At 58.4% G+C, this 23,935-nt stretch carries 19 protein-coding genes and 1 pseudogene; 5 read left to right on the plus strand and 15 right to left on the minus strand.

Going from position 1 to position 23,935, the window contains the following annotated elements:
• Positions 1–3: 3 nt before the first annotated feature.
• Complete coding sequence (locus EOC93_RS35310; RefSeq protein WP_135907184.1) at positions 4–132, minus strand: hypothetical protein; 129 nt, start codon at positions 130–132, stop codon at positions 4–6.
• 296 nt (positions 133–428) lie between these two features.
• Entirely contained in the window at positions 429–722 is a 294-nt protein-coding gene (locus EOC93_RS07170) for a hypothetical protein (RefSeq protein WP_126105032.1), read from the minus strand.
• Between the two features lie 180 nt (positions 723–902).
• On the opposite strand from EOC93_RS07170, the gene EOC93_RS34015 reads away from it, so the two are divergent.
• Positions 903–1,043 carry a hypothetical protein gene (locus EOC93_RS34015; RefSeq protein WP_164546995.1) on the plus strand — a complete coding sequence of 47 codons (141 nt, stop codon included), beginning with the start codon at positions 903–905 and terminating at the stop codon, positions 1,041–1,043.
• On the opposite strand, the pseudogene EOC93_RS07175 reads toward EOC93_RS34015, so the two are convergent.
• A pseudogene (locus tag EOC93_RS07175) lies at positions 1,012–1,325 on the minus strand (IS256 family transposase); the annotation flags it as partial. The gene EOC93_RS34015 and the pseudogene EOC93_RS07175 sit on opposite strands and share 32 nt — an antisense overlap.
• Before the next feature lie 938 nt (positions 1,326–2,263).
• Between EOC93_RS07175 and EOC93_RS07180 the strand changes: the two are divergent.
• A complete protein-coding gene (locus tag EOC93_RS07180; protein WP_245329899.1) occupies positions 2,264–2,779 on the plus strand; it encodes a DUF2285 domain-containing protein in 516 nt (171 codons plus the stop codon).
• A 774-nt stretch (positions 2,780–3,553) separates the two neighbouring features.
• Here the strand turns inward: EOC93_RS07180 and EOC93_RS07185 are convergent.
• The 6 genes from EOC93_RS07185 to EOC93_RS07210 all read right to left on the minus strand — a co-directional run bounded on the left by EOC93_RS07185 (position 3,554) and on the right by EOC93_RS07210 (position 14,056).
• A complete protein-coding gene (locus EOC93_RS07185) occupies positions 3,554–5,029 on the minus strand; it encodes an NAD-dependent succinate-semialdehyde dehydrogenase (RefSeq protein WP_095486045.1) in 1,476 nt (491 codons plus the stop codon).
• Between the two features lie 415 nt (positions 5,030–5,444).
• Positions 5,445–7,421 carry an insulinase family protein gene (locus EOC93_RS34645; RefSeq protein WP_245461385.1) on the minus strand — a complete coding sequence of 659 codons (1,977 nt, stop codon included), beginning with the start codon at positions 7,419–7,421 and terminating at the stop codon, positions 5,445–5,447.
• Positions 7,422–7,490: 69 nt separating this feature from the next.
• Positions 7,491–7,961 (minus strand): pitrilysin family protein, encoded by a 471-nt coding sequence (locus EOC93_RS34650; RefSeq protein ID WP_245461386.1) that lies wholly within the window; start codon positions 7,959–7,961, stop codon positions 7,491–7,493.
• 2,012 nt (positions 7,962–9,973) lie between these two features.
• Entirely contained in the window at positions 9,974–11,302 is a 1,329-nt protein-coding gene (locus tag EOC93_RS07200) for a HAMP domain-containing sensor histidine kinase (RefSeq protein WP_127204231.1), read from the minus strand.
• The gene (locus tag EOC93_RS07205) at positions 11,299–11,958 is read right to left on the minus strand and encodes a response regulator transcription factor (RefSeq protein WP_126105034.1); all 660 of its coding nucleotides are present in this window, start codon (positions 11,956–11,958) and stop codon (positions 11,299–11,301) included. The genes EOC93_RS07200 and EOC93_RS07205 overlap by 4 nt, the downstream gene beginning before the upstream one ends.
• Before the next feature lie 1,639 nt (positions 11,959–13,597).
• The gene (locus tag EOC93_RS07210; RefSeq protein WP_224570033.1) at positions 13,598–14,056 is read right to left on the minus strand and encodes a response regulator transcription factor; all 459 of its coding nucleotides are present in this window, start codon (positions 14,054–14,056) and stop codon (positions 13,598–13,600) included.
• 754 nt (positions 14,057–14,810) lie between these two features.
• Here EOC93_RS07210 and EOC93_RS07215 point away from each other — a divergent pair.
• From EOC93_RS07215 to EOC93_RS07225, 3 genes are all read left to right on the plus strand, one after another.
• Positions 14,811–15,932, plus strand: a complete 1,122-nt coding sequence (locus EOC93_RS07215; protein WP_095486047.1) for a DUF418 domain-containing protein — start codon at positions 14,811–14,813, stop codon at positions 15,930–15,932.
• A gap of 289 nt (positions 15,933–16,221) precedes the next feature.
• On the plus strand, positions 16,222–16,782 hold the full coding sequence (locus EOC93_RS07220) for a hypothetical protein (RefSeq protein ID WP_127204232.1): 561 nt from the start codon (positions 16,222–16,224) through the stop codon (positions 16,780–16,782).
• Between the two features lie 691 nt (positions 16,783–17,473).
• Positions 17,474–17,686 carry a cold-shock protein gene (locus EOC93_RS07225; protein WP_008874821.1) on the plus strand — a complete coding sequence of 71 codons (213 nt, stop codon included), beginning with the start codon at positions 17,474–17,476 and terminating at the stop codon, positions 17,684–17,686.
• 228 nt (positions 17,687–17,914) lie between these two features.
• On the opposite strand, the gene EOC93_RS07230 is transcribed toward EOC93_RS07225, so the two are convergent.
• From EOC93_RS07230 to EOC93_RS07255, 6 genes are all read right to left on the minus strand, one after another.
• A complete protein-coding gene (locus EOC93_RS07230; RefSeq protein WP_024505385.1) occupies positions 17,915–18,385 on the minus strand; it encodes a MucR family transcriptional regulator in 471 nt (156 codons plus the stop codon).
• 891 nt (positions 18,386–19,276) lie between these two features.
• Entirely contained in the window at positions 19,277–19,819 is a 543-nt protein-coding gene (locus EOC93_RS07235) for a tetratricopeptide repeat protein (protein WP_082826568.1), read from the minus strand.
• A gap of 53 nt (positions 19,820–19,872) precedes the next feature.
• The gene (gene sctV, locus EOC93_RS07240) at positions 19,873–21,936 is read right to left on the minus strand and encodes a type III secretion system export apparatus subunit SctV (RefSeq protein WP_127204233.1); all 2,064 of its coding nucleotides are present in this window, start codon (positions 21,934–21,936) and stop codon (positions 19,873–19,875) included.
• Positions 21,937–22,168: 232 nt separating this feature from the next.
• Positions 22,169–23,059 (minus strand): hypothetical protein, encoded by an 891-nt coding sequence (locus EOC93_RS07245; RefSeq protein WP_127204234.1) that lies wholly within the window; start codon positions 23,057–23,059, stop codon positions 22,169–22,171.
• 117 nt (positions 23,060–23,176) lie between these two features.
• Positions 23,177–23,419, minus strand: coding sequence for a nodulation protein NopA (locus EOC93_RS34655; RefSeq protein WP_224570034.1), 243 nt, complete (start codon positions 23,417–23,419; stop codon positions 23,177–23,179).
• 72 nt (positions 23,420–23,491) lie between these two features.
• Positions 23,492–23,821, minus strand: coding sequence for a hypothetical protein (locus tag EOC93_RS07255; RefSeq protein WP_091595908.1), 330 nt, complete (start codon positions 23,819–23,821; stop codon positions 23,492–23,494).
• Positions 23,822–23,935: the final 114 nt, after the last annotated feature.

The following is a 23,935-nucleotide window of genomic DNA, read 5'->3' on the forward strand; positions in this document are numbered from 1 at the left end:
CAGCTACGCCGCCAGAGCGTCATCCGCAGCCTGCTTGATCAGCCATTCGATGTGATTTGACCACATCTGCAACACCTCGCGCTTCTCCTTGACGTTGCTATAGAGATTGTAGATTTCGCCAATGTCTGTCAAGGACGCCGCCTTGTGTTCACTATGTGCTCGATGACGTGTGGCAATACCTGCCGCCTGCCGAGATTTGTCGCGAGCGTCCTGCGCAGATCGTGAAGGGTCCAGTTCTCCAAAGCCACCCCGTCAGTATTGACCTTGCCGTCTAGAGCCTTCTTGCCCTTCGCGTAGCCTGAGAAGTGGCTTCTTTCGTTGCCCCTCGCAGGGAAAAAAACGTGTCATTGGTCTTCGGTACCGACTGGGGGACCGACACCGCCAGTGTGGACAGCGGAATAAGCGTAGGCTCTTCGTTCTTCGTGCGGTCACCCGATAGTTCCATGTTCCGGCTTCAAGGTTGAGGACCAACGCATCGCGGCAACTTCCGTACGCCTCTGTCCGGTCAGAATGAGCAGCTTGACGATGGAGCCGAACGAATAGCCGATATCGCCCGGTTCGGGCTCACAGCCCGTCCATATAGCCGCCAGTTCGGCATCGTTCACCACTCGCTTGCGCTTGACGATCGGGGCCGGATCCGGATTTTCCAATCCCTCGCGTTGGAAACCGCGATGAGCCGTTGCGGCGGTTTGCGACACCAGTTGAAAAATGCCCGCATACACCAGAAGGCCGTGTTAGCCGCTTGCGGGTGACCCCCGGCGACGATCTTCTTGGTGATGTTAGCAATGTCGGTGTCGATCACATGGTGGATAGAGCGACTCCCGAGGGCAGGCACAAGATACCGGTTCAGGCTGGCCTCGACCAGTGCGGTGTTTTGAGGGTCGTTACTCGGCGGCCTGGAGGTGACCGCCATCGCCGTCCTCGGTATCGTCAGCGCTGATATGCGCCTGATCGGCAAGGAAGGCTGGCAGTTCCGATGGAGCTATGCTGGAATTTGGGTGACGAGGCTGATCAAGCGGCGCTCTGCGGCTTCGTTTCGATGACCTCGATTCCGTCCAGGAACCTGGCACCTGCGATGAGTTTCGGCAACTGATTTTGTCCTTTCAATCGTGCCACCTCCTGGCCGCGGCAATGACCAGCTTGAAGACCATCAGCTGGGCGATTTTCCAGGATAGCGAGCCCTTGCTACGCACCGTGCGATGGCGAACGGTTGCAAAGACGCTTTCGATGGGATTGGACGTTCGCAGATGATCCCAGTGTTCGGCGGGGAAATCGTAGAGCGCCAGCGACGCATTCTGATCTTTCGTCAGGCAGTCGACCGCCTTGGCATACGCCTCGGCCTCCATCTCGATCGCATGCGCAAGCAATTTGCGCGCGCCGCTGCGAAGTACATCCGTCGGGGTATCATCGATTTCGTCGGGCTGACGAAAGGCGAACAATGTGTTGATAGTCTCGTTCATGGCGTATCACTCTCCTTGAGAGGTACTGGCAGGCTTCATCACCCGCCTCGATACGCCGCTCTCCTCAAGCCGTCATCATCCAGTTTCCGCCATGGCTCCCCCTGATTGATCCGCTTCACCTGTGCAACTGCACAGGCTGCCCTAGCGGGGAGATTGGCCTCCAATGGCGAAAACTTGCCGCAGGAGACCCTCCGATGACCGTGCCTATGGCGCCGCCGCTACGACAACTTGCCGACAAGCAGCGTGCGATCCACTGCCGCGCTACTGCGCCTTCAAGGGACGTCTGGATCGCGACGCAGGAGCCGATGACCGTTACGGAATCAATTCCAGGTCGCGCTGGCCGTCGCTGTGCCCGTTCGACGGTCTGGTGGCAATTTGGGCACATCTTCTGTCGCCGACAGTGGCGATGGCTGACGCTTCAACGAAACGGGGTCTTCGACGTCTGCTGCCTTCGCCGATGCTTTGCGAAGTGGCATAATGTTTCGACGCACGCAGGCGCGGGCAGGGGATGTCAGTCATGAATCTCCTGACTGGCGCGGATCAGGCCGATTGGCGGGATGAAAGATCATACGACTACACCGCTGGCCTGACGCTGCGGGAATGGGCTTGGGAGTTCTTACGCCGCAATCCAGCGTTCCAGCGCGATCTGACCGCTGCGCGCCAGCATTGCAAGACTTGGTCTCTCCAATCCTTTCTCGATATGGTCGCGTCGGCCGGCGACCTGTCACGCTGGGGTGTTCTGTTTCGCGGAGTCTTGTGGCCGCGCTTCGGTCGTATTCTGGTGTCCGCTCTGGTGCGTCCATGTGCTGCCGGTCATTGCGGAACGGTTGCCTGCCTCGTCGCCGACACCGCCGTTCGAACTCTCGGCATTGCCCTGTCGTGCAACCGTCCTGCTGGCGCCCGACAAGAGCCAGCATGTTCTTCTTCGCAATGCGGACCACGCGCTGCAGCTCGCCGTCTCGGGCGCGAATATCCTCCACCCTGTTTGCCTGCATACGCAAGCCATCTGGCCCGCGGTGCTTTTAAAGCATCGACTGAGGGGACTGGAGTGCCTCAATGCTCTCAGTCTAGGGCAACAGTTGCCCCCCCGCTTGTTTGCGCCGGAAAAGCGCGGCGTCCGTTTGTCCTTCGTTCTTCGTGCGCTCGACGGTTCGCTCGCCGGAGCACCTCATCGCGAGCTCGCCGAAGTTCTCATCGGTCAACGGCGCGTCCATGCCGACTGGGCGGATCCTCGCGATCATCTGCGCGACCGCATCCGTCGGGCCGTCTCGCGTGGCCGCGCGCTCATGAATGGTGGCTACAGAGATTTCCTAATTTGAAAAGCGACAGTCCGCGCTGTGCGTCGGTGGATGAACGTTCGCTCGCAGCTGTACCCGTCACCAACAGTTCGCCCGCCGACAGGACTGCATGGCGCCTTGCAAGTGCGCTCTGGTCTAGCTTGTCGATGCCGAAATGAGATGGGCGAGGGTGGTTCATTAGGGCCGGCCTCGACCTGGACGCACATCATTGGTCGGAAAGCGGCGTGCACCGCAATGTCGCCATAGCAGCCAAGATCCTTTGAGTCCGGACCTGCAGTCCTGTTGGACCGGCGGGTGCAACAATATGGAGGGATTTGAGGCCTCACACCGTTCCCTGGTCGACAGCTCGGTCAGACATAGCACCCACCGCTTGATTATGGAAATGGTGTGCCTGGAGTGCAGCGAGTAGCGGCTTGCTGCGCACTGTCCTAAGAATAGCAGTCATGACCCGTCTGGGGGTCTGCAACACGACGATTCAACCGCTTGGGCATTGTCGCATATCCCACAATGTAGAATGCGCAACAGGGCAAAAGCTGATCCATCGGCGGTTTATCAATGCTTTTTGGCTTGGCACGGCACATGCAACGCAATCGGCAAAAGGCGCACGAACTGAGTGGCCCATCGGCCCTAGGAGCGCTGACTTATGCCCTCCCAAGGCATGTCCGGCCCGGCAGCGAGCTCAGTCTCCTGCCGGGCATCCGTGTTTCAGGTCAACGGCGTTTGGAACTTCCAATTAGGTGGCGGCATTGACCGCAGGCCGCCCCCCGGTGGGGCGGAGAGACAGTGCAGCAGGTTTCAAATCCCGCCCATGCAAAGATATTTCATTTCCAGATAGTCCTCGAGGCCATGACGGGAACCCTCCCGCCCGATGCCGGATTGTTTGATCCCGCCAAACGGTGCCGCCTCCGAGGACATGCGTCCCGTGTTGATGCCAACCATGCCATATTCCAGAGCCTCTGCCACACGCCAGACCCGCTTCAGGTTTGAGGCATAGAAGTATGCGGCGAGGCCGTAGATCGTGTCATTGGCCTCGCGCACGACCTGATCCGCATCGTTGAAGCGAATGATCGGCGCGAGCGGCCCGAATGTCTCCTCTTGCGCGACTGCCATGACGCTGGAAATCTCGGTGAGGACCGTGGGTTCGAAAAACGTGCCATTCTTGCCGATACGCTGGCCGCCGCATCGTATTGTGCCGCCTTTCGCAATGGCATCTGCGATGTGAGACTCGATCTTGGCCAGAGCATGCTTGTCGATGAGCGGTCCGATGTCCACTCCGGCATCGAATCCGTCGCCAACCGACAAGTGCCGGATTCTTTCCACGAATTTCTTGACGAACTCATCGTGAACGCTCGATTGGACGTAAATGCGGTTCGCGGAAACGCAGGTCTGGCCGGCATTGCGGAACTTCGCCTGGACCGCACCGTCAACAGCACCGTCAATGTCGGCATCATCGAAGATGATGAAAGGTGCATTGCCGCCGAGTTCAAGGCTGACCTTCTTGATCTGGTCAGAGCACTGACGCATCAGCAGCCGTCCGACCTCGGTCGAACCGGTGAAGCTGATCTTTCGAATCTTGGAATTGGTGCAGAGTTCACGGCCCACGCGATCACCTTCGGACGCATAGATCAGGTTGACCACGCCATCGGGAAAGCCGGCCTGATGGGCGAGGGCGAACATTGCGCCAGCCACGAGCGGCGTCTGTTCAGCGGGCTTGAGCACGATTGTGCAGCCCGCAGCCAAGGCCGGCGAGATTTTGCGCGCCACCATGGAGGCCGGGAAATTCCATGGCGTGATCGTGCCAACAACGCCGATGGGCTGCTTGATCACTAGCATTCGGCGGTCTGTCGAGGGTGCCGAGATCGTCTCGCCATAGACGCGATTGGCCTCCTCGGCATACCATTGCAGATACGCCGCCGCATGCGATACCTCTGAAATGGCTTCGGCAAGCGGCTTGCCCATTTCCGCAGTCAGAATCGCGGCGAGATCGCCTGCATGGTCGATGATCAGCTGATGCCATCGCCAAAGAACGTCGCTACGTTCTCGGGCCGTCAACGCGGCCCATCCCGACTGCGCAACATAGGCCTTGTCTACCGCAGCACGTGTCTCCTCCACGCCCATATCGGGAAGCTCTGCCAAAACTTCGCCGGTCGACGGATTGACGACCTCGAACGTCTTATTGCCAACTGGTCTGCCGAGTGCCGGCAGGCGGTCGATGGCTCCAAACAGGTGCGGGGATTTCAGACGGCGGATCATCGGCAGGCACAGGGGCAATACCGGATTCCTCCTCAACGCAGCGAACATCCAGGTCGACAGGCCGTCAGTGTGTATTCTGCACCAGTGGGTTCGTCGTAGGGCCTCGGCAAAGCAGCTGGTAGACCACGCTAGCCCGATGAAAAGACAGCAGTTTCGTTAGTTTGAGTGCCCGCGGTTCATCAATTGATGGATTAAGCAGTCGGATGTTTGCTTCATCCACCATGCCTGCTGGTGGCATGCGACTGAATTCTGCAAAAAGGCGGCATACATGCTGAGGAGCGCCATTTCGGCGAGAGGCCGCCGGACCGCCAATGCCGCCCAAGGTCGGCGAAAACGACTCCGCGCGTCTGCATGATCTGCTTGGCCCACGGGCCTCCACATTCGCTCTTCCCACGAGAAGCCCCGATGAAGAAGGAAGGTGAGATGAGTTTCTTTACTCATCCTTGCCGCCCAGCGGCGGGCCGACCACCAAAATGGCGGGCTCGGCCGAAAGCAGCTTTTTGGCCGCCGCCTTGACCTGTTTGAGCGTCACCCGACCGATGCTGCGGGCGCGACGCTGGTTGTAGTCGACGTCAGCCTTGTGAATCTGCAAATCCAGGAGCCGGTCTGCAATCGAGCGGGTCGAGCCCAGTTGGTCGATGGCATAGGCGCCGATCAGGTGCTTCTTCGCCGCCTTGAGCTCGGCCCCGGTCGGTCCTTGCTGCGCCATCTGCTTTACCACATCTCGCACGATGCTCAGTGTTTGGGCAGCGCAGTCCGAGCGTGTCTCTGTCGTAACCAGAAGCGAGTCAAGGGTTAGTTCAGAGCTGACGTGATAGGCAAGGCCGCGTTTTTGACGTACCTCCTCGTAAAGGCGGGAAGTCAAGTATGAGCCGCCAAGGATGTCGTTCAGCAGCACGGCCGCGTAGAAATCCGGCGCGCTAGGCTTCACGCCAGGCCAGGCCAACGTCAGCGAAGTCTGCGGCAGGTCGTAGTTCTCCTCCACCAGTTGACCGAGTTTCGGCGCGACATCGTAGACGGGGACGAGGGTTTGTTGCTCAGGCAAATCACCAAACAGCTGGTCAAGCCTTTCCCTCAACGTGTTCGCGTCAATGTCACCCACCACGGCAATATGGAGCCCGTCGCGAGCGAAAATGGCCTGGTGGAAGGCGCGGAGGTCGGACGGCGTGATGCCGGGCAGGCTCTCTTTTGTGCCTTCTCCCAGCCTTGAACAAGGATGCGCGCCATAGATCGCGCGCAGCCATTTGCGCTGAGCGATGGCGTTAGGGTCTCGCTCGCTGCCGACGATGCGGGAGACAATCTCGGCGCGGACGCGATCGATCGGCCCCTGCTCGAAGCGCGGCGCGTTCAGCGCGAGCCGAAGCAGGCCGAACGCCGCGTCCTGCTTTTTGGAAAGCATGCACACCGATCCGTAGATGTCGTCGCTTTGCGCGTCCAAACTCATTTCGGCGCCGGCATGGTCGAGCTTCACCTGGAAGGCATCGCTGTCGTAATGGCCAGCGCCTTCGATGAACAGGCCGGCCATCAGTTTGGCCATCCCCTCCTTCCCGACCGGGTCCTGCTTGGTGCCGCCCTTGAAGGCAAAGCCGATGTTGACGATTTCCACTGTGTGGTCCTCCACCAGCCAGGCGATGATGCCCTTTTCGGACTTCACCTCCTGGATGTTCATCGCAGCATGGGGCCGAGCGCCGAGCGTCATCTCTTGATTCTGCGTCTTGGGCAAGAGATAGCCCGTGGTCGAACGGTCGAACGCGAGATAGCGGGCGGCAACTGCTTTGATTTGCTCGGGGGTAACCTTGCGGATGCGATTCGGCCGTTCCTCGACATCCTTCACGGTACCGCCGGTGGCCAGCGTCGAGCCGTAGATGCTGGCGAGCCAGTCCAGGTTGTCTTCCGCAAAGATCATATTGCGCAAATAGTGGTCCTTGGCCTTGCCTAGTTCCTCGTTGCTGACACCATCCTCGGCAATGCGGGCGACTTCGGCAGCGGCCGCCGCTTCGAGATCAGCCAGCTTGGCATCGCCGCGCGGTGCGCCATAGATGGCGAACTTGGTGTCGTCGAGCATAGTGCCCTGGAAATAGACGCGGGCGCTGGAAGCGATACCTTGCTGGACAGCGAGCGCCTGGTAGAGCCGGCCGCGGTTACCGCCGCCGAGAATTTCGGCCAGCAGGTCGAGCGCTTCGGCCTCGCCCGGCTTGGCGGTGTGGTAGGACGGCACCACCCACTGCGTCGAAAAACTGGGCACGCTGACGCGGGCGTCTGAGAGCGTGACGGTGCGCCTGGTGTTCTGCTCGGGCTCAACCGGCCGGATGCGCGGCGGCAGGTCAGGTCCGCGCGCCACCTTGCCATAGGTCTTTTCGGCCAGCGCCCGCACCGTGTCCGGTTCGACATCGCCGGCCACGATCAGCACGGAGTTGTTGGGCCAGTAGTACTTTTCATAGAAGACGGTGGCGTCGACGCGGTTCAGCTGCTCGATCTCCTACATCCAGCCGATGATCGGGATGCGATAGGGGTGGTTCTGCCACAGCGTCGCGTCGATCTCCTCATGGAGAACGTCCTGCGGGTTGGTGTCGGTGCTTGAGCGGCGCTCCTCGATGACCACATCGCGCTCGGTCTTGACGACATCGTCGGTCAGGATGAGGTTTCGCATTCGGTCGGCCTCGAAGCTCATCATCAGCTCGAGCGCCGACGGCGCCACTGTCTGATAGAAGGCGGTGTAGTCGGAGGAGGTGAAGGCGTTGTTGGAGCCGCCGATCTCGAACACTGCGCGGTCGAATTCGCCGCCCGCATGGTTGGTCGTCGCCTTGAACATCAGATGCTCGAAGAAATGGGCGATGCCGGATTTGCCCGGCGGCTCGTCGGCGCTGCCGATCTTGTACCACACCATGTGGGTGACGATCGGCGCCCGGTGGTTGGGAATGACGACCACCTCCATGCCGTTGTCGAGCACGAAATCCCTCGCCTTGCCGTCCTCCCATGCGACGGGGATCGGAGCCGGCCCCGCGCCGACCAACTCGGACGCAACGGACGTCCTGCGAAGCCCATGAGTGCGGGGCTTGCTTGGTAGTTCTGATAGGGAGAGTGGGGTTATGGGCTGCGTTCCTGGCAAAGTGATCTGTTCCTCATTTTGAAGGATCTATGTCTCCCGAACGCCTATTGGGAGAAAGTGGATCGGCACGCGACGCCGAGCCACATGAGCCGTCAGCGTGTTGCTGGGCCTGACGCGAGCCTCATCTTTGGATGCGTCCGGGAAACTTTCGGCATGGTGAGGCCATGGGAAGTCTGCTCGTTATCCATTGGGTGTTTGCGGATACCTGAGCATGCCCCGTGCCAAGTAAGAAAGCCCCGATTCGCAAGGTTTGATCCAACCTTGATACTTGCGATATCCGACATTGTCGGGCATCCGACAGAAAGCGCCTTTCGCCGGCGCGCCGGCTATGACGCTCGCCTCCTCCGGCGTGACGACGATCCTTTGGCGGGCGCCGCGCACACCGATCTGCCCGCCTATCAGCACCGCGACATCGAAGGACAGCGCGATCGTGACTGGATGGGTCTTACGCAAACATGCAGCAGTGCCACCGCGATCAGGACTTCATCCGCCCCACAAAGACCCGAGCGCGAGGGACGACGTGTAAGGCAACATGTCATCCTCGATAATGATGCCGCGCATAAAGAGGTAAGGTCCCTCGTCGTACCGGCGAGCCCCTTCGCTGGGTCTCGCGAGGGTCTGGTTTGCGAACGTCGACCGACAGCATCACGGCATGGGCGGCCCCATCGGTAGGCAGCATTGACCGTGCCACCAGCGTTGAGGCAGCGCAGAGCCCAATTTCCCGGTGCCAGCCGGTACGTTGGAGCTTCAACTGTGGCCAGCCAAGCGGGCCGAGGCCGTGAAACTCCTGATACCCTGGACCGTCCGGATTGCAACGCACGACGCCTTGGTCTCGCGCCAACGTCCATTGACGCTCAGCGAAGCATCATGCGGACGATCTGGGAAAGCTTGGCCGGGCCGGCGCCTTCCCAGGCGCACGGGACGCGCGACGACCCATGTGGACCTTGGATTTCACTACGCACTTACGCTGCTTTGGCCTTGTCAGCACCCTGAGCATAAAGCGTGCTCAGCTTTCAGGGCGAGCCTCTTTCATGTTGATAGCATCTGTCGTCATTCAGGATCGCCCCATTTTCGCATGCCGCTTGCAGCTTTCAGACTGTTGTCAGCCAGGGCCGCCATAAAGGGTCTCGTTTAACGCATTCGGGAGGCTTCATGACTCGACCACATTAATTTCGGGCGGTTCGCCGGCGCTCCGAAATGGCACTTAACACCAGATCCTCTCCAAACCCGTGATGATCCAAGAGGAAAACGAAAATCCCTAAATCAGGAAAAAGCACCGGTACGGTCGGCTCCAGGCTGATGAAATTGCGGTCTCACTGGCCACGCACGATACTTGCGATGGCGATGGCCATTGCAAAGGCCGGTCAAGCACCCAAGACGCTGACAAGCACGCCTCCGACCAAAGCTCGATCGTTGGCAGCCTTTCTAGCCGTATACTTGGGGCATTTTGGGACGGCGATCCGGACGCCGATTAAAACCTGCCGGTCGTCTAAATGGAATGGTTGGTCCGGGTCCTTACTGGACCTGCGCCAACCCGATCGGGCCGGCGCACAGGGGCACCCAGACAATTGGACACGTCGCCTTTGCGCGGCGGCTTGCACTTTCTCGGATGGCCTTTTTTCTCCCCGGGCGAAATCGAGCGAGCGGTGAGGCGGAGCCTTCGATTTTGCCGATCATGTCGTGTCGCTTCGATCGAACTGCTCAGACGATGATAGCGGCATTGATTGCCGCGGCCGAAATGCGTTGTGTGAAGTACGATTTCTACGCCGTATACATACTGCCGTACAGTTCGCCATGTCAGCAGCCTTGCCAGCAATCCGCCCTGTGTCCAACTGTCGTCGAATTCACCGGTGTCATTGAGGAATTCGTATGATCGCCTCGAAACCATCATTGCGACCGCGGGCGGGCGACGCAAGCTCTAGACTGCCACCGATCCGCTGGATAACCATGTTAGCGATATGTAGACCAAGGCCTGAGCCCGCAGCAGGAGTAGCACCACGACTAAATCGCTTTGTAAGCCCTTCGAGGTCGGGGAGGGGCACCACCGGTCCGGCGTTTGCAATAGCGATGGTTCCATCAGTTTGGACGGAAACTGTTGTCGGAACAGTGGCCAGTCCATGTATCAGCGCATTCTCGATCAGGTTACGAAGGAGGATCCCAAACGCATCGACATCCACTTTGCGCATCAAAGTGGGGCAGCCGTCGACGTTAAGATGCAGGCGTCCGGCATATTGCGGCTTTTTCCTCAGGTCGTCGATTTCCAGCCGAACCGATCGGACAAGATCGATCGCGTGATCCGCCATGCCAACCCCCGATTCAGCTTGAGCGAGCTGAAGCACTTTTTCGACAAGGCGGCCAAGGCTCGACAGCGCTTGCTCGATGCCGCGCGCACGCATTTTGGCCGACCCATTGGGGAGCTCGGCCACTAATCTCTGCATCTGAGCGATTGAACCTGCGATCGGCGTGCGCAGTTCATGCGCACTGTTTGCGGCGAACTCGCGTTCGGCCTCGAGAGCCGCCCGCAGACGATCGAGAAGCCGATTGACGGATGCCGCGATTGGAGCCAACTCTGCCGGGAAATCGCTCAAGTCCATTGGTGACAGATTGCCGCCGTCGCGCGATCCGATCTGCTGTCGCAGTACCTCGATTGGCCGCAGCGAGCGCCGGATCACGATCCACCAAACAGCTAAGCTAAAGGGCAGGAGCACGAGTGTCGGAAGGAAGACAAAAAGTGCGCCCTTCGCGATTGTGGTACGGCGGCCATCAAGCGGTTCGGCCAACTGATGATACACGCCGTCTTGGATCTGCTCTGTGTAGACGCGGTAATCAGCGTTTCCCCAAAAGCCGTTACTCAGGGGAGCATCAGGGAAGGGCTGCTGACCCTCTTCCGGTTCAGAAATAAGCACTACCCCGTACTTATTAATAACCTGCTCACGATAGGTCAAGTACTTTTCGTAAGTTGGCAAGTGGTTATTGTATTGATCAACGTGTTTTCCATTCAAGACCTTGATCAGCTCTGGTTGTCTGTACTTTGCGCTCGCCTGGAGCAAGTCATCCGAACTTTCGTTTACATTATTGCAAAAAATGAACGCAGCAATGGTTGGGGCGGCGATCCAAACCAGGAGCGTTGCCCCGCCTAACCACGATATCAGCTTTCTCGTCATGCTGTTCGAGTTCGTCATGTGACCACGAGCCTGTATCCGAAGCCACGCACGGTTGCTATTCTATCCCCGCCGATCTTCTTGCGGAGCCGGCTGACATAAACCTCCACTGTGTTGCTCTCGAACTCCGAATTGAATGAATAAAGCGCGTGCTCGATCTTCCCCTTTGAAACGACCGAACCGGGCTGGCGTAGAAGGCAGTCGAGCACCGCCCATTCGCGTCCAGACAGGGAGACCTCCTGCCCGTCGCGGAAGAGGCGTCGCTCGGCTGCCTGTATGGAAAGCGTCCCAACCGAAAATTGCGGCTCCGGAAAATGCCCTTGGCGACGTGCCACTGCACGGATGCGTGCCGAGAGTTCCCCCAGATCGAACGGCTTGACCAAATAGTCGTCGGCGCCAGCGTTGAGCCCCTCGATGCGATGCGAAATCCGATCGCGGGCTGTCAGAATGATGACCGGCGTTGTATCAAGCCCCTTGATCAGCTCCCGCAGATAGTCGATGCCATTGCCGTCCGGCAGGTGAACGTCGAGCAAAATAAGGTCGTAGCCGGCCACAGCTGCATGAGCGCGCGCTCCGGACAGGTTCTTGGCCCAGTCGACCGCGTGGCCACCAGCCACCAAATGATCGCGCACAGCACTTCTAAGGTCGTCGTCGTCTTCAATGAGCAGTATTCGCATCAGGCTGCCGAGCTCCGGTATGAGGGCAAGGCTCCTGCCTTATTGATCGAAGCTGACAGTAGGCTGAACCGGCGCCAGCGAATATCTGGCGGCTTTCAGGCTGCTGTCAGCTACAATTGCAAGAAAGGGGTCGTTAACAAAGCCAAACGAAGAGGCCTTATGAAACCCCTCCTGATCTCAGCACTTTTGCTCAATGTGACCACCGGCGGCTGTACACTGGTTGGCGGGCAATTCGACGTGGCGGTCAACGAATGGCAGCCGCGCCACGCGTCAATGTCCAGGCTTGAAACTGACAGGTGTCTTAAATACGAGGGCACCGTAGCGGGTGCCTCCAGTTATCGAACAGTGCCTAGCAGGTCAGAAGTGCACTTTGACCATAGGGGTCGTCCGTATTTTCGGCGCTCGCGAACAGAGTCGACGGTCAATCGATGCGCCACTGCCAGAGTCTGGAACGGTCAAGTGTTTGTTATCCCCCGTCCGGGCCATATTCTCAGCCGAGGACCAAGAAGGCCCTATTTTCGGTGCCCACGAACAGAGCCAACGGTCAATCGATGCGCCACTGCCAGGGTCTGGAACGGTCAAGTGTTTGTGATCCCCTGTCCCGGCCGTGTTCTCTGCCGAGGACCAAGAAGGCCTTATTAGCCCGTCGATCTCGGCTCCAATCCGTTGGGTGCGTCGATAGAGCTTGCCTGCTGATCACGCGCCTAATTCGCGTCTTTTGGCACTTACGGAGTAGACCCATGCAGAATACCCCCATCGCCGATCGTCATGCGCTGTTGCCGACGATGGCAGCCGGCAAGAACTTTCTCCTCGCAGCTGCTCGCCGTTGCGGCAAAACTAAGGACTTCCGAGTGAATCGCTGCACACTATCATTCCTCATTGTCGACCGTCGCTTTAGGGGCGGATCGTACGATCTATTCGGCGCCCGACAAGAGCGTAGTGTTTCTTGGTGGCATCGGTTACACATGGCTCATAGCAACGAGCTTGTCTACGAGGGCGGTAAGCGTGCCAGCCGAGCAGCCGGTTCATCTGAGGTGTGAGGCTCGATGGGACGTACCAGTTATCGGCCTCGCAAAGCACGAGATTGCCGCAGGCAAGCTGCACGCGGCGGTAGTCCACGGGGTTCCTCGGCGCTTATGCCTAACGCCTGGCGGGTTTATCGTCGCGTATGCCACCGGCGCCACCCGTGGTCAATACACCATCGTTCCAGCGTGGAGCGTGGCGTAGGTGTCTGAGCGGGCCGGCGTTAAGGGTTTCCAGCCAGGGCCAGGGCCAGGGCCTGGGTTCGGGAGGCGATGTGATCTGTAAATGAGTGCGGATCTTGCAGGGCAAGGAGACGGTCACCATGAGAGCGAGCGATGCCGCGATCAAATGTCAATCCATGCAAGCTCTAGACTGCCACCGATCCGCTGGATAACCATGTTAGCGATGTTTGGACCAAGACAAAAGCACGCGCCCGTCCCGGGTGCGAATCTGCCCCGGCACTCCAAACATCGGTCATGGCCAAGGCAACTGGAAGCCGAATTTTCTTTTAGAGTATGAATCAGCGCCGTCTGCCGAAAAGCGCGTCCACGATCTTCCCTTTTGAAACGACCGTGCAGGGCTGGGGCAGACGGTAGTCGAGCACCGCCCATCCGCGTCAAGTCAGGTAGACCTCCTGCCCGTCGCGGAAGAGGCGTCGCTCGGCTGCCTGTATGGAAAGCGTCCCAACCGAAAATTGCGGCTCCGGAAAATGCCCATGGCGACGTGCCACTGCATGGATACGCGCTGAGAGTTCCCCCAGATCGAACGGCTTGACCAAATAGTCGTCGGCTCCAGCGTTGAAGCCCTCGATGCGATGCGAAATCCGATCGCAGGCTGTCAGAATGATGACCGGTGCCGATTCAAGTTCCTTGATCAGCTCCCGCAGATAGTCGATCCCATTGCCGTCCGGCAGGTGAACGTCGAGCAAAATAAGGTCGTAGCCGACCACAGCTGCATAATCGCGCGCTTCGGACAGGTTCTTGGCCCAGTCGACCGCGTGGCCACCAGCCACCAAATGATCGTGCATAGCACTTCCAAGGTCCTTATCGTCTTCAGTGAGCAGTATTCGCATCATGCTGCCGAGCTCCGGTATGAGGGCAAGGCTCCCATCTTATTGGTCGAAGCTGACAATAGGCTGAACCGGCGGCAGCGAATTATTTGGGGAGCTTTCAGGCTGCTGTCAGCTACAACTTGCAAGAAAGGGGTCGTTAACAAAGCCAAACGAAGAGCCCCTATGAAACCCGTCCTGACCTCGGCACTTTTGCTCAATGTGACCCCCGGCGGCTGCATCAGCAAATTGATTTGGGAAACAGGCGCGCCGGTTCTAACGACCGACGCAGGCCGAGGTCTGGAACAGCTGGACCAGCGAACGGCGTCTTCGGTTTTTCAGGCAACAGCCACATGGAAGAATATGATTGGCTCGACCATGCGCCGAGCTTTGTCGAACGGATTGGTCGCGGGCGCACCACCACAGATTATGGCAGGTTTACGCCCTGGCCTTGACACCCGGGGTGATCGTCACCGGCGGAGCCGCGGCGTACTGATCGGATATCCAACGTCGCTGAGTCTCTCGTCGGTGCAGTGGATCTCTCGGCTTAGCCATCATGCAAAAAACGACGGTTCCGCGACACCACTTTTCAGGTCCGTGACACAGGCTTTGTGAGCCGATCTGTTGTTCTTACCCCAGGCTAATGGCTGAACAGCTCTGTCGCCGGCTCGATGCGCCAGATGGCGCGATGTTTTGAACCCTTTCACGAGGCGACGGCAGCAGCCGACCGGCTCTCCTATCGCGGCTCCCGCGATCCACACACCCAACAAGGGAATCTACCATGGTAATGAAGGCACCGGTTGCCGACGCTAGGAATGGGTCGGTAGTAGATCGGCTGGTCGGCATCGACCTCGCTCGGGGCCTGGCTGTCTTCGGGATGTATGCCGCCCATCTCGGTCCCGACCCCGGCGAAGGAGGACTAGTCGGGTTTCTGATGGAACTAACCCATGGGCGGCCGTCGGCCCTGTTTGCCGTATTGGCCGGTTTTTCAATCCTCCTGATTACAGGTCGCAAGGCGCCGAAGTCGGGGATAGCCGGTAGACAGGCCATCGCCAGAGTCGCAATTCGTGCCCTTGTTTTGCTCGCGCTTGGCTCAATCCTGGGCTGCCTCGGTACCCAGGTCGAAGTCATCCTAGAATACTACGGAATTTGCTTCTTGTTGGTATTGCCGCTCCATCGGCTCAGCGCATATCAGCTGGGCTTGATCGCTGCCGCTACGGCATTAGTTCTCCCGCAAGTCCGTTCCTCCCTTCTGTCGGTTGCCCCCAACCTCCTCGACCCGGTCTTCAACCTCATGGTCAACGGCTACTATCCCGCGGTGACCTGGGTTCCTTTCCTCATCGCTGGCATGGCCATCGCGCGCCTTAATCTTAATACGCTAGCAGCGCATTGGCGCCTTGGTCTGGCGGGGGTCGGGCTGGCCGTGTTGGGCCATGGGGGATCCTTGCTCGCGCTGAGTTCCCGCGCTTTGACTGAAACCTCCTTGTGGTGGTCTGACGTTGACGGCGCTTTTGAGCCTTCCAAGTCGTCATTTATAGTCAAGTCGTCATGGATAGCCGCACCTCATAGCGAAACGACGCTTTCGATCGTGGGCAGCACCGGTTGCGCAATGATCATCTTGGCGGCTTGCATGCTCGCTGTGGATGCGCTCCCGCGTCTGCGAAAGCTGGTCTGGCCAATAATCGCAGTCGGCTCGATGTCTTTGACGGCCTATGTGCTGCACATTGCGGGAATAGCCTATCTTATGAAGATAAACATTTTCAAAGACGAGAGCCTGTCCACGCTCTTTGGCTTCGTTGTGGTTATCAGCACTTTTGCGGTGCTTTGGCTGCGCGTCTTCCAGCGAGGACCGATGGAAGTGCTGATGGGTAGGGTCGCAGATCTCGCGCGTCACATCCGCTGAGCACCGCCGCGCCCCGGCCTCCCGATCACATTACGGACAAGGCGGGGCTTTGTCCAAAGCTTGTTCGCGGCAGGGGAGGGTACTTCCTCCCACCCTGCCGCCTTGTTGATGGAAGCTAAAACGGTCGCGCAGGCGCTAGAGTTGCATCGGCATAATCAGCTTAAACTCGCGAAGTTAAACCCGCGGTTGGTCTATCTCGGCCCGCCTCACCTGAAAGGCTAAGGTATCCGTTTCGGTCAAGGGTTTTAGGGGCCATTTTCGCTGCGCCTTGAGGAGAGCGTTTGCTAGGATGAGGAGCTTTCGCAACAAGATGATGACCTTTGCGGGTTTGCCTGCCGCCTTTAGCGCCTGGTATTTTGCCTTGAGGTCGGGGTTGAAGCGCAGGGCGAAGGCCGGGCATGTAGAGGGCCTGGCGAACATTGGCCCGGCCGCCCCGGATGAAGGCGCGGCCGCTCCATTTTGCCGAGGCCGGCGAGGCTTGCGGCCTTTGGTTCCGAGTTCCGGCATGTCGATGGTGAGTGTGCAGGCGGTGGCATCCGATGCGCCATATGCTGGTCAGGATTTCGCGGCGCTGGACAGCGTCGGGATCGGCTTTCATGAGGGTAAGCATCGTCTGATCGATATCGCTGAGTTCACGTGGATCTGCTCCAGCCACTCGTTGTTGTGGCGCCTGAGCAAGGCAAGCGGTCAAGGTCTGGCTCTGGTGCTGGCTGCGGTGCGATCCCCGCACGGGCGAGGTGCCGATCGTGTCGACGATCCACCTCGCCGCGACCAGAGAGCTGCTACTCTCTTCCGCTGTTCATTCTGGCCTCTTCGCAATGAATGTCATAAAATCACCTGTCGCAATTAATGGTTTTTGATTTGGCTCCAACAGCTGGCAGATATCGCCGAGAGTTCCGCAGAGAGCGTCGAAAGTTTTGGCCGCCTTCTTCCGCAGCCGCGCCTTGAGTTTTGAGCAGACCTGTCTTGATCGGGTTGAGATCGGGCGAGCATGGCGGCAGGATCAGGAGCCAGTGCCCCTTTGGCCAACCAGTGGGCGGCGCGTACCTTGCCGACAATCTGGGGTTCCGAACCCGACAGTTGGTTTTCAACCCGACAGTGGCCCGCCTCAGAGCAGGCTACCGCCCTTCGGAGCAGGCAGAAGCTAATCGAGGTTCGCGGGTTCCGGTTTGAGTGTGCAGGTCGCTGCGCGCCTGATCTTTCGGTCTGGCGGCACATGACAAAAACCCTCATTTTGGCCGACGATACCCGGTCAGGAGCGGGTATCGCAGTCGAGAAGCGACCCGAGCACGTCCACAAGATGTGCCGAGTTTGCAAGGTGTGTCATTGTTTCTGTCAACGTTCGAGCGACAGCGCACGACGAAACGTCTGGCATACGCCTCGTCTGGCACGCGCCTCGCATATGTTGCAGTTGCTGCTGGAGATCAGGCGATCGAGTGGGCCTTGCAATTTTCCGATTTTGCTGCGCCTAAAGTCTCGTGTACAAATCAGGCTGGCGTGAATGGCCTGCCTAAGTTGCGACTTATTACAAAGGAATGGATATGGCGACTGGAACGGTGAAGTGGTTCAACAGCACGAAGGGTTTTGGTTTTATTCAGCCTGACAACGGCGGTCAGGATGTCTTTGTCCACATTTCCGCTGTTGAACGAGCGGGCCTGTCGACCCTTAATGAGGGCCAGAAGATCAACTACGAGGTGGAACAGGATCGCCGCACGGGAAAGTCCTCTGCAGGCAGCCTCAGCAAGGCTGGCTAACGGTCCGGGAAAGCCTTGGCAAGGTTCGTCATCGCCGGAACGCATTGACGGCTCGAAACCCGGGCCGGAGCATGCAAGTTAATGCCGCGGCAGGGATTGCTGGAGCCATCATGAATTACTCTGGAAATGAGGCTCTTGGACGGGAAAGGCGGGGCTCATCCCCGCCCTTTGATTCCGCGCAGATTGGGCCTACGGCTGCTGCGCGTCCGAACGACTGTTGATACGGATTTAGGCTGCGACCTTCTTGCGGGTCCGTTTCGCCGGCGCCGTGGCTGGGGCTTCCGGCTCTTTCGGTTTGCGGCCGAGTCCCATGGTCTTGGCCAAGGCGGAGCGCGCAGCGGCGTAATTCGGCGCCACCATGGGATAATCCGACGGCAGACCCCATTTGGCGCGATATTCGTCTGGGGTCAGACCATAGTGCGTCGCCAGATGGCGCTTTAGCGATTTGAATTTCTTGCCGTCTTCAAGGCTAATGATGTAGTCCGGTTCGATCGACTTTTTGATCGGGACAGCAGGTTTTTTTACAGGCACAGGCTCTTCTGCCGGTATGAGTCCGGCCGTGCCGTTTAGAGCCCCGTGCACTTGGGCGATCAGGGCAGGAAGCTCCCCCGCCGGGACGGGGTTGTTGGAGACGTAGGCTGATACAACATCGGCAGTGAGCTCGATGAGGATGTCGGTCTTGTGGGGTTCTTCTGTCATAAACTTCTCCGGGCAGCTTGAAACACAGTTGGGCGAAGTGTCGCTACATAGTGGCGGTTGCCGCTGAAAGCAAATGGATCGACGGTGCGCTGCTCCTCCACCATTGAAGTCTCGGCGACGCATCCCGTCATCGTCCATCGCTAAAGGCAGCGTATTGAATTATGGGAGCGGTCGCGCCCGCCCCACCATAGCGATACAGCAAGACAATCAAAAAAGCCGGTCTTTGCTTGGCCCCAAATCTTTTCTCCTTTCGTGAACGCTGAGCTGCCAAGCTGCTACAGTTCACCTCGCGGGGCAACCGTGCACAACACAGGAGTCGCCCGAGCGATACATTCTTCACTTGCCGCTTATCAGCGCTGGTGATTGCACTTTGCAGCCTGCCTCCGGACCCGCAGCGCTCACGCTGTTGGTTTTGCGCCTGCAGGCGTCGGAAGTCGGATCGCCGCAGCTAATTTCCTCAGGCGGACGAATTCAACAAATCGATTGTTTGGATCGAAGGCATCCACACCATCGATGCCTCTAGAATAGGATCCAGCTACAATCACCGTGCTGTAATGGCAGGGACGGCCAGCACAAGCGCGACACGCTCCGGCGGGTCCATCGCTGCGTTACGTATTCATGGCTACTGCATCGGGCGCTCGGTCGACCGCCTTAAGCCAGGTCGCCGCATTGCGAGACGGTGACCGGCGAGGGAGAGGGCGCTCTGGCAACGAAGCGAGGCGGGTGGCCTTGCGGGTGGCCGCGTGATGTCATCCGGCTCTCCTGCCGACCTCTGCCGGCCAGATCTGGAGCAACAGCTTTGCGCAGATATGGCTCTCTTCAGAGGCCATCTATGATGGGAGCCGAGCGCGTCTCGAGCCGGGGAATAGGCTGCACATGCGCTGTGCCCACCTATTGCGATCGTGCTAACCTTGGTTGTTCGGACTTGCCGTTAAAGGCAAGCGACAGATTGAAGTTATGCTGCACCATCTGATTGCCTGGCTCGTTTTCGAGAGCTCGCCGATACAGGGCCTGTGCCGCGTCATGCCGCCCCTCAATGTCCAAAATCACGCCCTTCGCATTCAATGCACGTACGTTTCCTGGGGCTGCAACCAAGACGCTGTCGAGCACCTCAACCGCTTCGTGCGGGCGCTTCTGGCCCACCAAGGCATTTGTAAGTCGTATCGCCGCATCAACATTGTCCGGGTGCTGCTTCACCTCATCCCGCAAAGCCCGCTCTTGAACATCCTGACCAACTTCGCGCAAAATGCGTTCGCGCATAGCCGGATCGATTTGATCGGCGCTGAGCAACTCGGGGGAAGATGTCTCCTGCACGGAAAGAGCCGGCTTTTGCCAGCTGGCGCAACCGCCCAAAGGCAGAATGGCGAGTACGGCAAAAAGAAGTGAGTTCCGGCGCAGAAACATAGGCGATGGAGAAACTGTATTACTATTCATATTATCTCTCGGTTATCAGGGAGGCGCGTGGCGTTCAGTTAGGAAAGGTGGAACTACTCTAACAATCCGCTGTTCGATCCGTGCGGGAGTTTGACGGATCCTGCGGGGCGAATTGTAAAGTCGGAGGCGAGGTCTTGATAAGACAGCACGGCGAGATCGATCCCGTTTCGCGTCAGAAAGCCGCGGACGAAACGTCGGACATCCATTGACGTCAACAGAATAGGGCGGGTTTGACCCGGTTCTGCGTTCGAAAGGACCTGACGTATCTGTGATAGCATCGCTTCGCTTTGCCGATCCTCCAGTGCGAGATAGGGGCCTGCATCCGAATCTCGAACCGCGCCACGCATCACATCCTCGCTCTCGCGCTCGACGACCAAGGCGGACACGATGCCCTCCGTGTTGGCATGGCGGTGGCAGATCTGTCGCTTCAAACCAGAACGGACATATTCCGTCAGCAGGGCAACGTTTTGCTCACGCTCGCTCCATTCGGCCAATGCCTCCAACACGAGACGGGTGTGGCGGATTGGTATACCTTCCTCCAGGAGGCGGCGCAGAACATCGGCAATCCGAGGAATCGGCGTCGTGCGCAGCACCTCTTTCACAAGCTCAGAATATTCCTGCTCCATTCGACCCAGGAAATGTCGGGTCTCTTGGATGCCCACCAATCGCGGTGCGTAGCGGGTCAACGCTGCATGGACGCGCAAGGCGAGGAGTTCTTCCGGAGCCCGATGCTCTGTGCCGGCGCCCGTAAGGGCCTGTGCAGGGGTATGTTCGACCGGGAGTCTGTCCGTTTTCGGCTCACGTCTAAGGGGGATACCGCTCGAGTCGACGTGCGCTACATCGGCTCGGAGCGTCATCTGGCTTGGATCTATCGCGTCCTGTTCGACTGGCACGCCCTCGACATCTATCCGGAATTGCGATGTAGGCAGCTGCTCGTCAATCAAGACAGGGATGCGGGGAACGATAATGCCCAGATCGGCTGTGACCAGGAGCGAAACGCGCCCAATATGTTTTTGCAATTCGGCTTGATCGATCGCCTGCATAAGATTTGGCGCTAAAAAAAATGCGATCGGGAATTCCTTCGCAGGCGCGGCTTGCTTAGGCTCCGCTGCAGTTCCATCTTTCGCATCGGCAGTGCCGGCGCCCAGCACATCAGCCTTGACAATGCTTACCGCAGCGAACACTGCGGCCAGCATCAGAAAGACGGGGAGGGGAAACCCAGGAACGAACCCCATCACGACCAGGACGCCGGCCGCCAGCCGCAAGGCTCGAGTACTGGCCGTGAGCTGACTGACCATTTCGGTACCGAGGTTGATCCTCGCCGTCCCAGTCACACGGGTGACGATGGTCGCCGCAGTAATGGAGAGCAGAAGGGCCGGAATCTGCGATATCAATGCATCGCCTATCGTCAGCAGAGTATAGTGATGCAGTACCTCGCCGAAGGACATGCCCTTGGAGAGCAGGCCGATCGAAATTCCACCCAGCATGTTGATGCAGATAACCACCAGCCCGGCGATGGAATCGCCCTTCACAAATTTCATCGCGCCGTCCATCGCGCCATAGAGTTGGCTTTCCTTCTCCAATTCGGCGCGCCGCCGGCGGGATTCGTTGGCATCGATGTGGCCGTTGCGTAGCTCTGCGTCGACCGCCATTTGCTTGCCCGGCAGAGCATCCAGCGTGAAACGCGCCGCCACTTCTGCCACCCGTTCGGCACCCTTCGCGAGGACCATGAATTGCACCATGGTGACGACCAGAAATATGACGAAACCCACCACGATATTGCCTGAAATGACGAAATCGCCAAAAGTATGAATAATGCTGCCGGCCTCCCCCTCGGCCAGGATCAGTCGCGTCGTTGCGACCGTGAGCGCGAGACGGAATACAGTGGAAATCAAAATAACGCCGGGCAAAGAGGAAAAATCAAGTGGAGTACTGACATACAGGGCAACCATCATCAGCAGTATGGCCAACCCCATATTGAATCCTATCAGGGCGTCGACCACCACGACCGGGATAGGCATGACCATCATCGCGACAGCCAGAAGCAGCATCAACGCAACCATTAAATCCGGGCTGGCCGGCGCACGCTTGATGAAGTCACGCAGGACGTTGGCCATCGAGACACCTTTGCAATCGGTTGAGACTTACTCTGCTGTTACGCCATGAAACGTGGCTTTCGAACTCCGAAGGCGCCTCAGCCTTGGCCAGCGCGTGACCCTGCATGAGAGCCACAAGCAGGCGCGAAATGGCTGGGCAGCAAATGTTTCCAACGCAGCCAGCTTGTCAGCACCGAGCGCGACAGGATGTTTGGCTGGCCATAGAGTGCTGCTTGATGGGGCCTGCGAGCTTTCAATATTGGAGAGCAGCAATGCGGCCATTCCTGCTCAGCAGCACACGGCTGTCCTCAATACGATCGACCACCCATCCATCAGCCAAAATGGCGCCGACAAAATACTTCTCGCTGTCGATGACAATATATGGTTGGACCCCATGCCACACAGCTTCGACCGCGATTGCGGATGGCGCCTTCTCCTCTTTGATGAGCACTCCGTTCACCAGTGTTAGAGTACCCTTGGTGCGACGATCGAACGATTGCTGAAGCTTCTGCCAGCTGATGACCGATTCAGACGTGACGGTGCCTTCGGCGGTCACAACACCCTTTGCCGACCCAATCTTGACGTCGAGAAGACCCGCTCGATCGACTTCCTCCTGCAGCTCTTGGGCCGCTGCCTCCGTAAGTTCATTGTCAGCGCGGTGACTGATCGTTCTGGACGCGACTTCAGCCCGAAGTGAATTGGGGCTCGATCCACTTGCATTGCCAAGATAGGAGATCGTGCCTGAAAGCGCGCCGATCCCGAGTGAGCTGATTATGACCATGGCGAGCACACCGATCGGTAGGCGCGGTATGCCGGTCGAACCAGGCGGCTCTGCATCCTGCACGGACAAAGCAATGGACATCTCGCCTACGAGCAGGACGACAGGAAGGGGCACAACAACGGACTGGCCTGCGGCGATATTCCGGTTGCCCTCGATACTGAGTCCGGGTGCAAGCGCCTCCAGTTCGATCGACTTGCCAAGAAGAGTTACACGAAGGTGATGCGGTGCCAGTCCCTGCTCGACAAAGACCAAATCGGCATCGAAGCCGCTGCCGATTAAACACTTTTGAAGATCCGTCTTGCCGGTCAGACCGCAATAGTGCCCCGAACGCACTTCGAAACGGAGGGAAACGGCGTCATCCACAGAGCATCTCTCAAACAGGATAGAAGCCGCATGGCAATTGCCATGCGGCTCATTTCGGGACTACGTCGCGTCAATAAGGAGACGCGCTAGGGGGCAGTCTAAAACCCGCTTCCGACATTACGAAACGCGTTCGTCGGCGGCCTTCTTGATGGTCTGGAGATTGGTCGTTAGAGTGCGCAACTGGACACTCCTTTTCGTCGCCTCCAAGCTAACATTGGTTAGTTCCTGCACTTGCGCCTGAAAAGCAGTAGCATCAGCTCCGCTTGTATTGCCGGGAGTGCCACTGTTAGTTTTATCGGTATTGCCGGCGCTACTGGTATTGGTATTGCCTGATTTTTTATTATTATCAACTGCAGCCATGATCATTCCTTTTTCTGTTGGAGTTGTGCCGTCAATAACGGCCTGTATGACCTCACGCCGGATTTTCCCGCGTCAGGCATCTTCTGTGTCATCCAAAGCTTCATCGGCCTCAGCCATCGCATCGTTCGCGAATTGGAACGCGAACGATCGCAGGATACTTTGGAAGGCTTCACTTTGTGCTGCAGACTGTGAGTTGTCTTGAAGTTGATCATTTGAAACGGTCCGGTTATCCGCCCGATCGTTCCCGCCAGCTGGCTTGCCATCATTCCCACCAGCTGGCTTGCCATCATTCCCACCAGCCGGCTTGCCATCACCAGAATGCTCGGATTTCGAATCCCCATGGCCCTTTCGGATCAAGGAAGTCCCGAGGTTGCCAACTCCACTCCCAATTGCTGCTATCATCAGGTACTCCGGCATTTGCCATTGGCGGCGACGTGTTAAAGGTTAACCTCGATCAAGCTAAGGGCGGGAGCTTTCGAGAACCTGACGGCTTTTGACAAAAACCGGCCTGCGCAA

The sequence above is a fragment of the Mesorhizobium sp. M6A.T.Ce.TU.002.03.1.1 genome, from assembly GCF_003997275.1.
In the GTDB taxonomy this organism is placed as follows: domain Bacteria; phylum Pseudomonadota; class Alphaproteobacteria; order Rhizobiales; family Rhizobiaceae; genus Mesorhizobium; species Mesorhizobium mediterraneum.

Excerpts from the sequence above, each read along its gene's own strand:
- EOC93_RS07200 (WP_127204231.1), bottom strand. The coding sequence starts at position 11,302 with ATGACGAACTCGAACAGCATGACGAGAAAGCTGATATCGTGGTTAGGC.
- EOC93_RS07205 (WP_126105034.1), bottom strand. The coding sequence starts at position 11,958 with ATGCGAATACTGCTCATTGAAGACGACGACGACCTTAGAAGTGCTGTG.
- EOC93_RS07210 (WP_224570033.1), bottom strand. The coding sequence starts at position 14,056 with ATGATGCGAATACTGCTCACTGAAGACGATAAGGACCTTGGAAGTGCT.
- EOC93_RS07215 (WP_095486047.1), top strand. The coding sequence starts at position 14,811 with ATGGTAATGAAGGCACCGGTTGCCGACGCTAGGAATGGGTCGGTAGTA.
- EOC93_RS07220 (WP_127204232.1), top strand. The coding sequence starts at position 16,222 with ATGAGGAGCTTTCGCAACAAGATGATGACCTTTGCGGGTTTGCCTGCC.
- EOC93_RS07225 (WP_008874821.1), top strand. The coding sequence starts at position 17,474 with ATGGCGACTGGAACGGTGAAGTGGTTCAACAGCACGAAGGGTTTTGGT.
- EOC93_RS07230 (WP_024505385.1), bottom strand. The coding sequence starts at position 18,385 with ATGACAGAAGAACCCCACAAGACCGACATCCTCATCGAGCTCACTGCC.
- EOC93_RS07235 (WP_082826568.1), bottom strand. The coding sequence starts at position 19,819 with ATGAATAGTAATACAGTTTCTCCATCGCCTATGTTTCTGCGCCGGAAC.
- sctV (WP_127204233.1), bottom strand. The coding sequence starts at position 21,936 with ATGGCCAACGTCCTGCGTGACTTCATCAAGCGTGCGCCGGCCAGCCCG.
- EOC93_RS34655 (WP_224570034.1), bottom strand. The coding sequence starts at position 23,419 with ATGGCTGCAGTTGATAATAATAAAAAATCAGGCAATACCAATACCAGT.
- EOC93_RS07255 (WP_091595908.1), bottom strand. The coding sequence starts at position 23,821 with ATGATAGCAGCAATTGGGAGTGGAGTTGGCAACCTCGGGACTTCCTTG.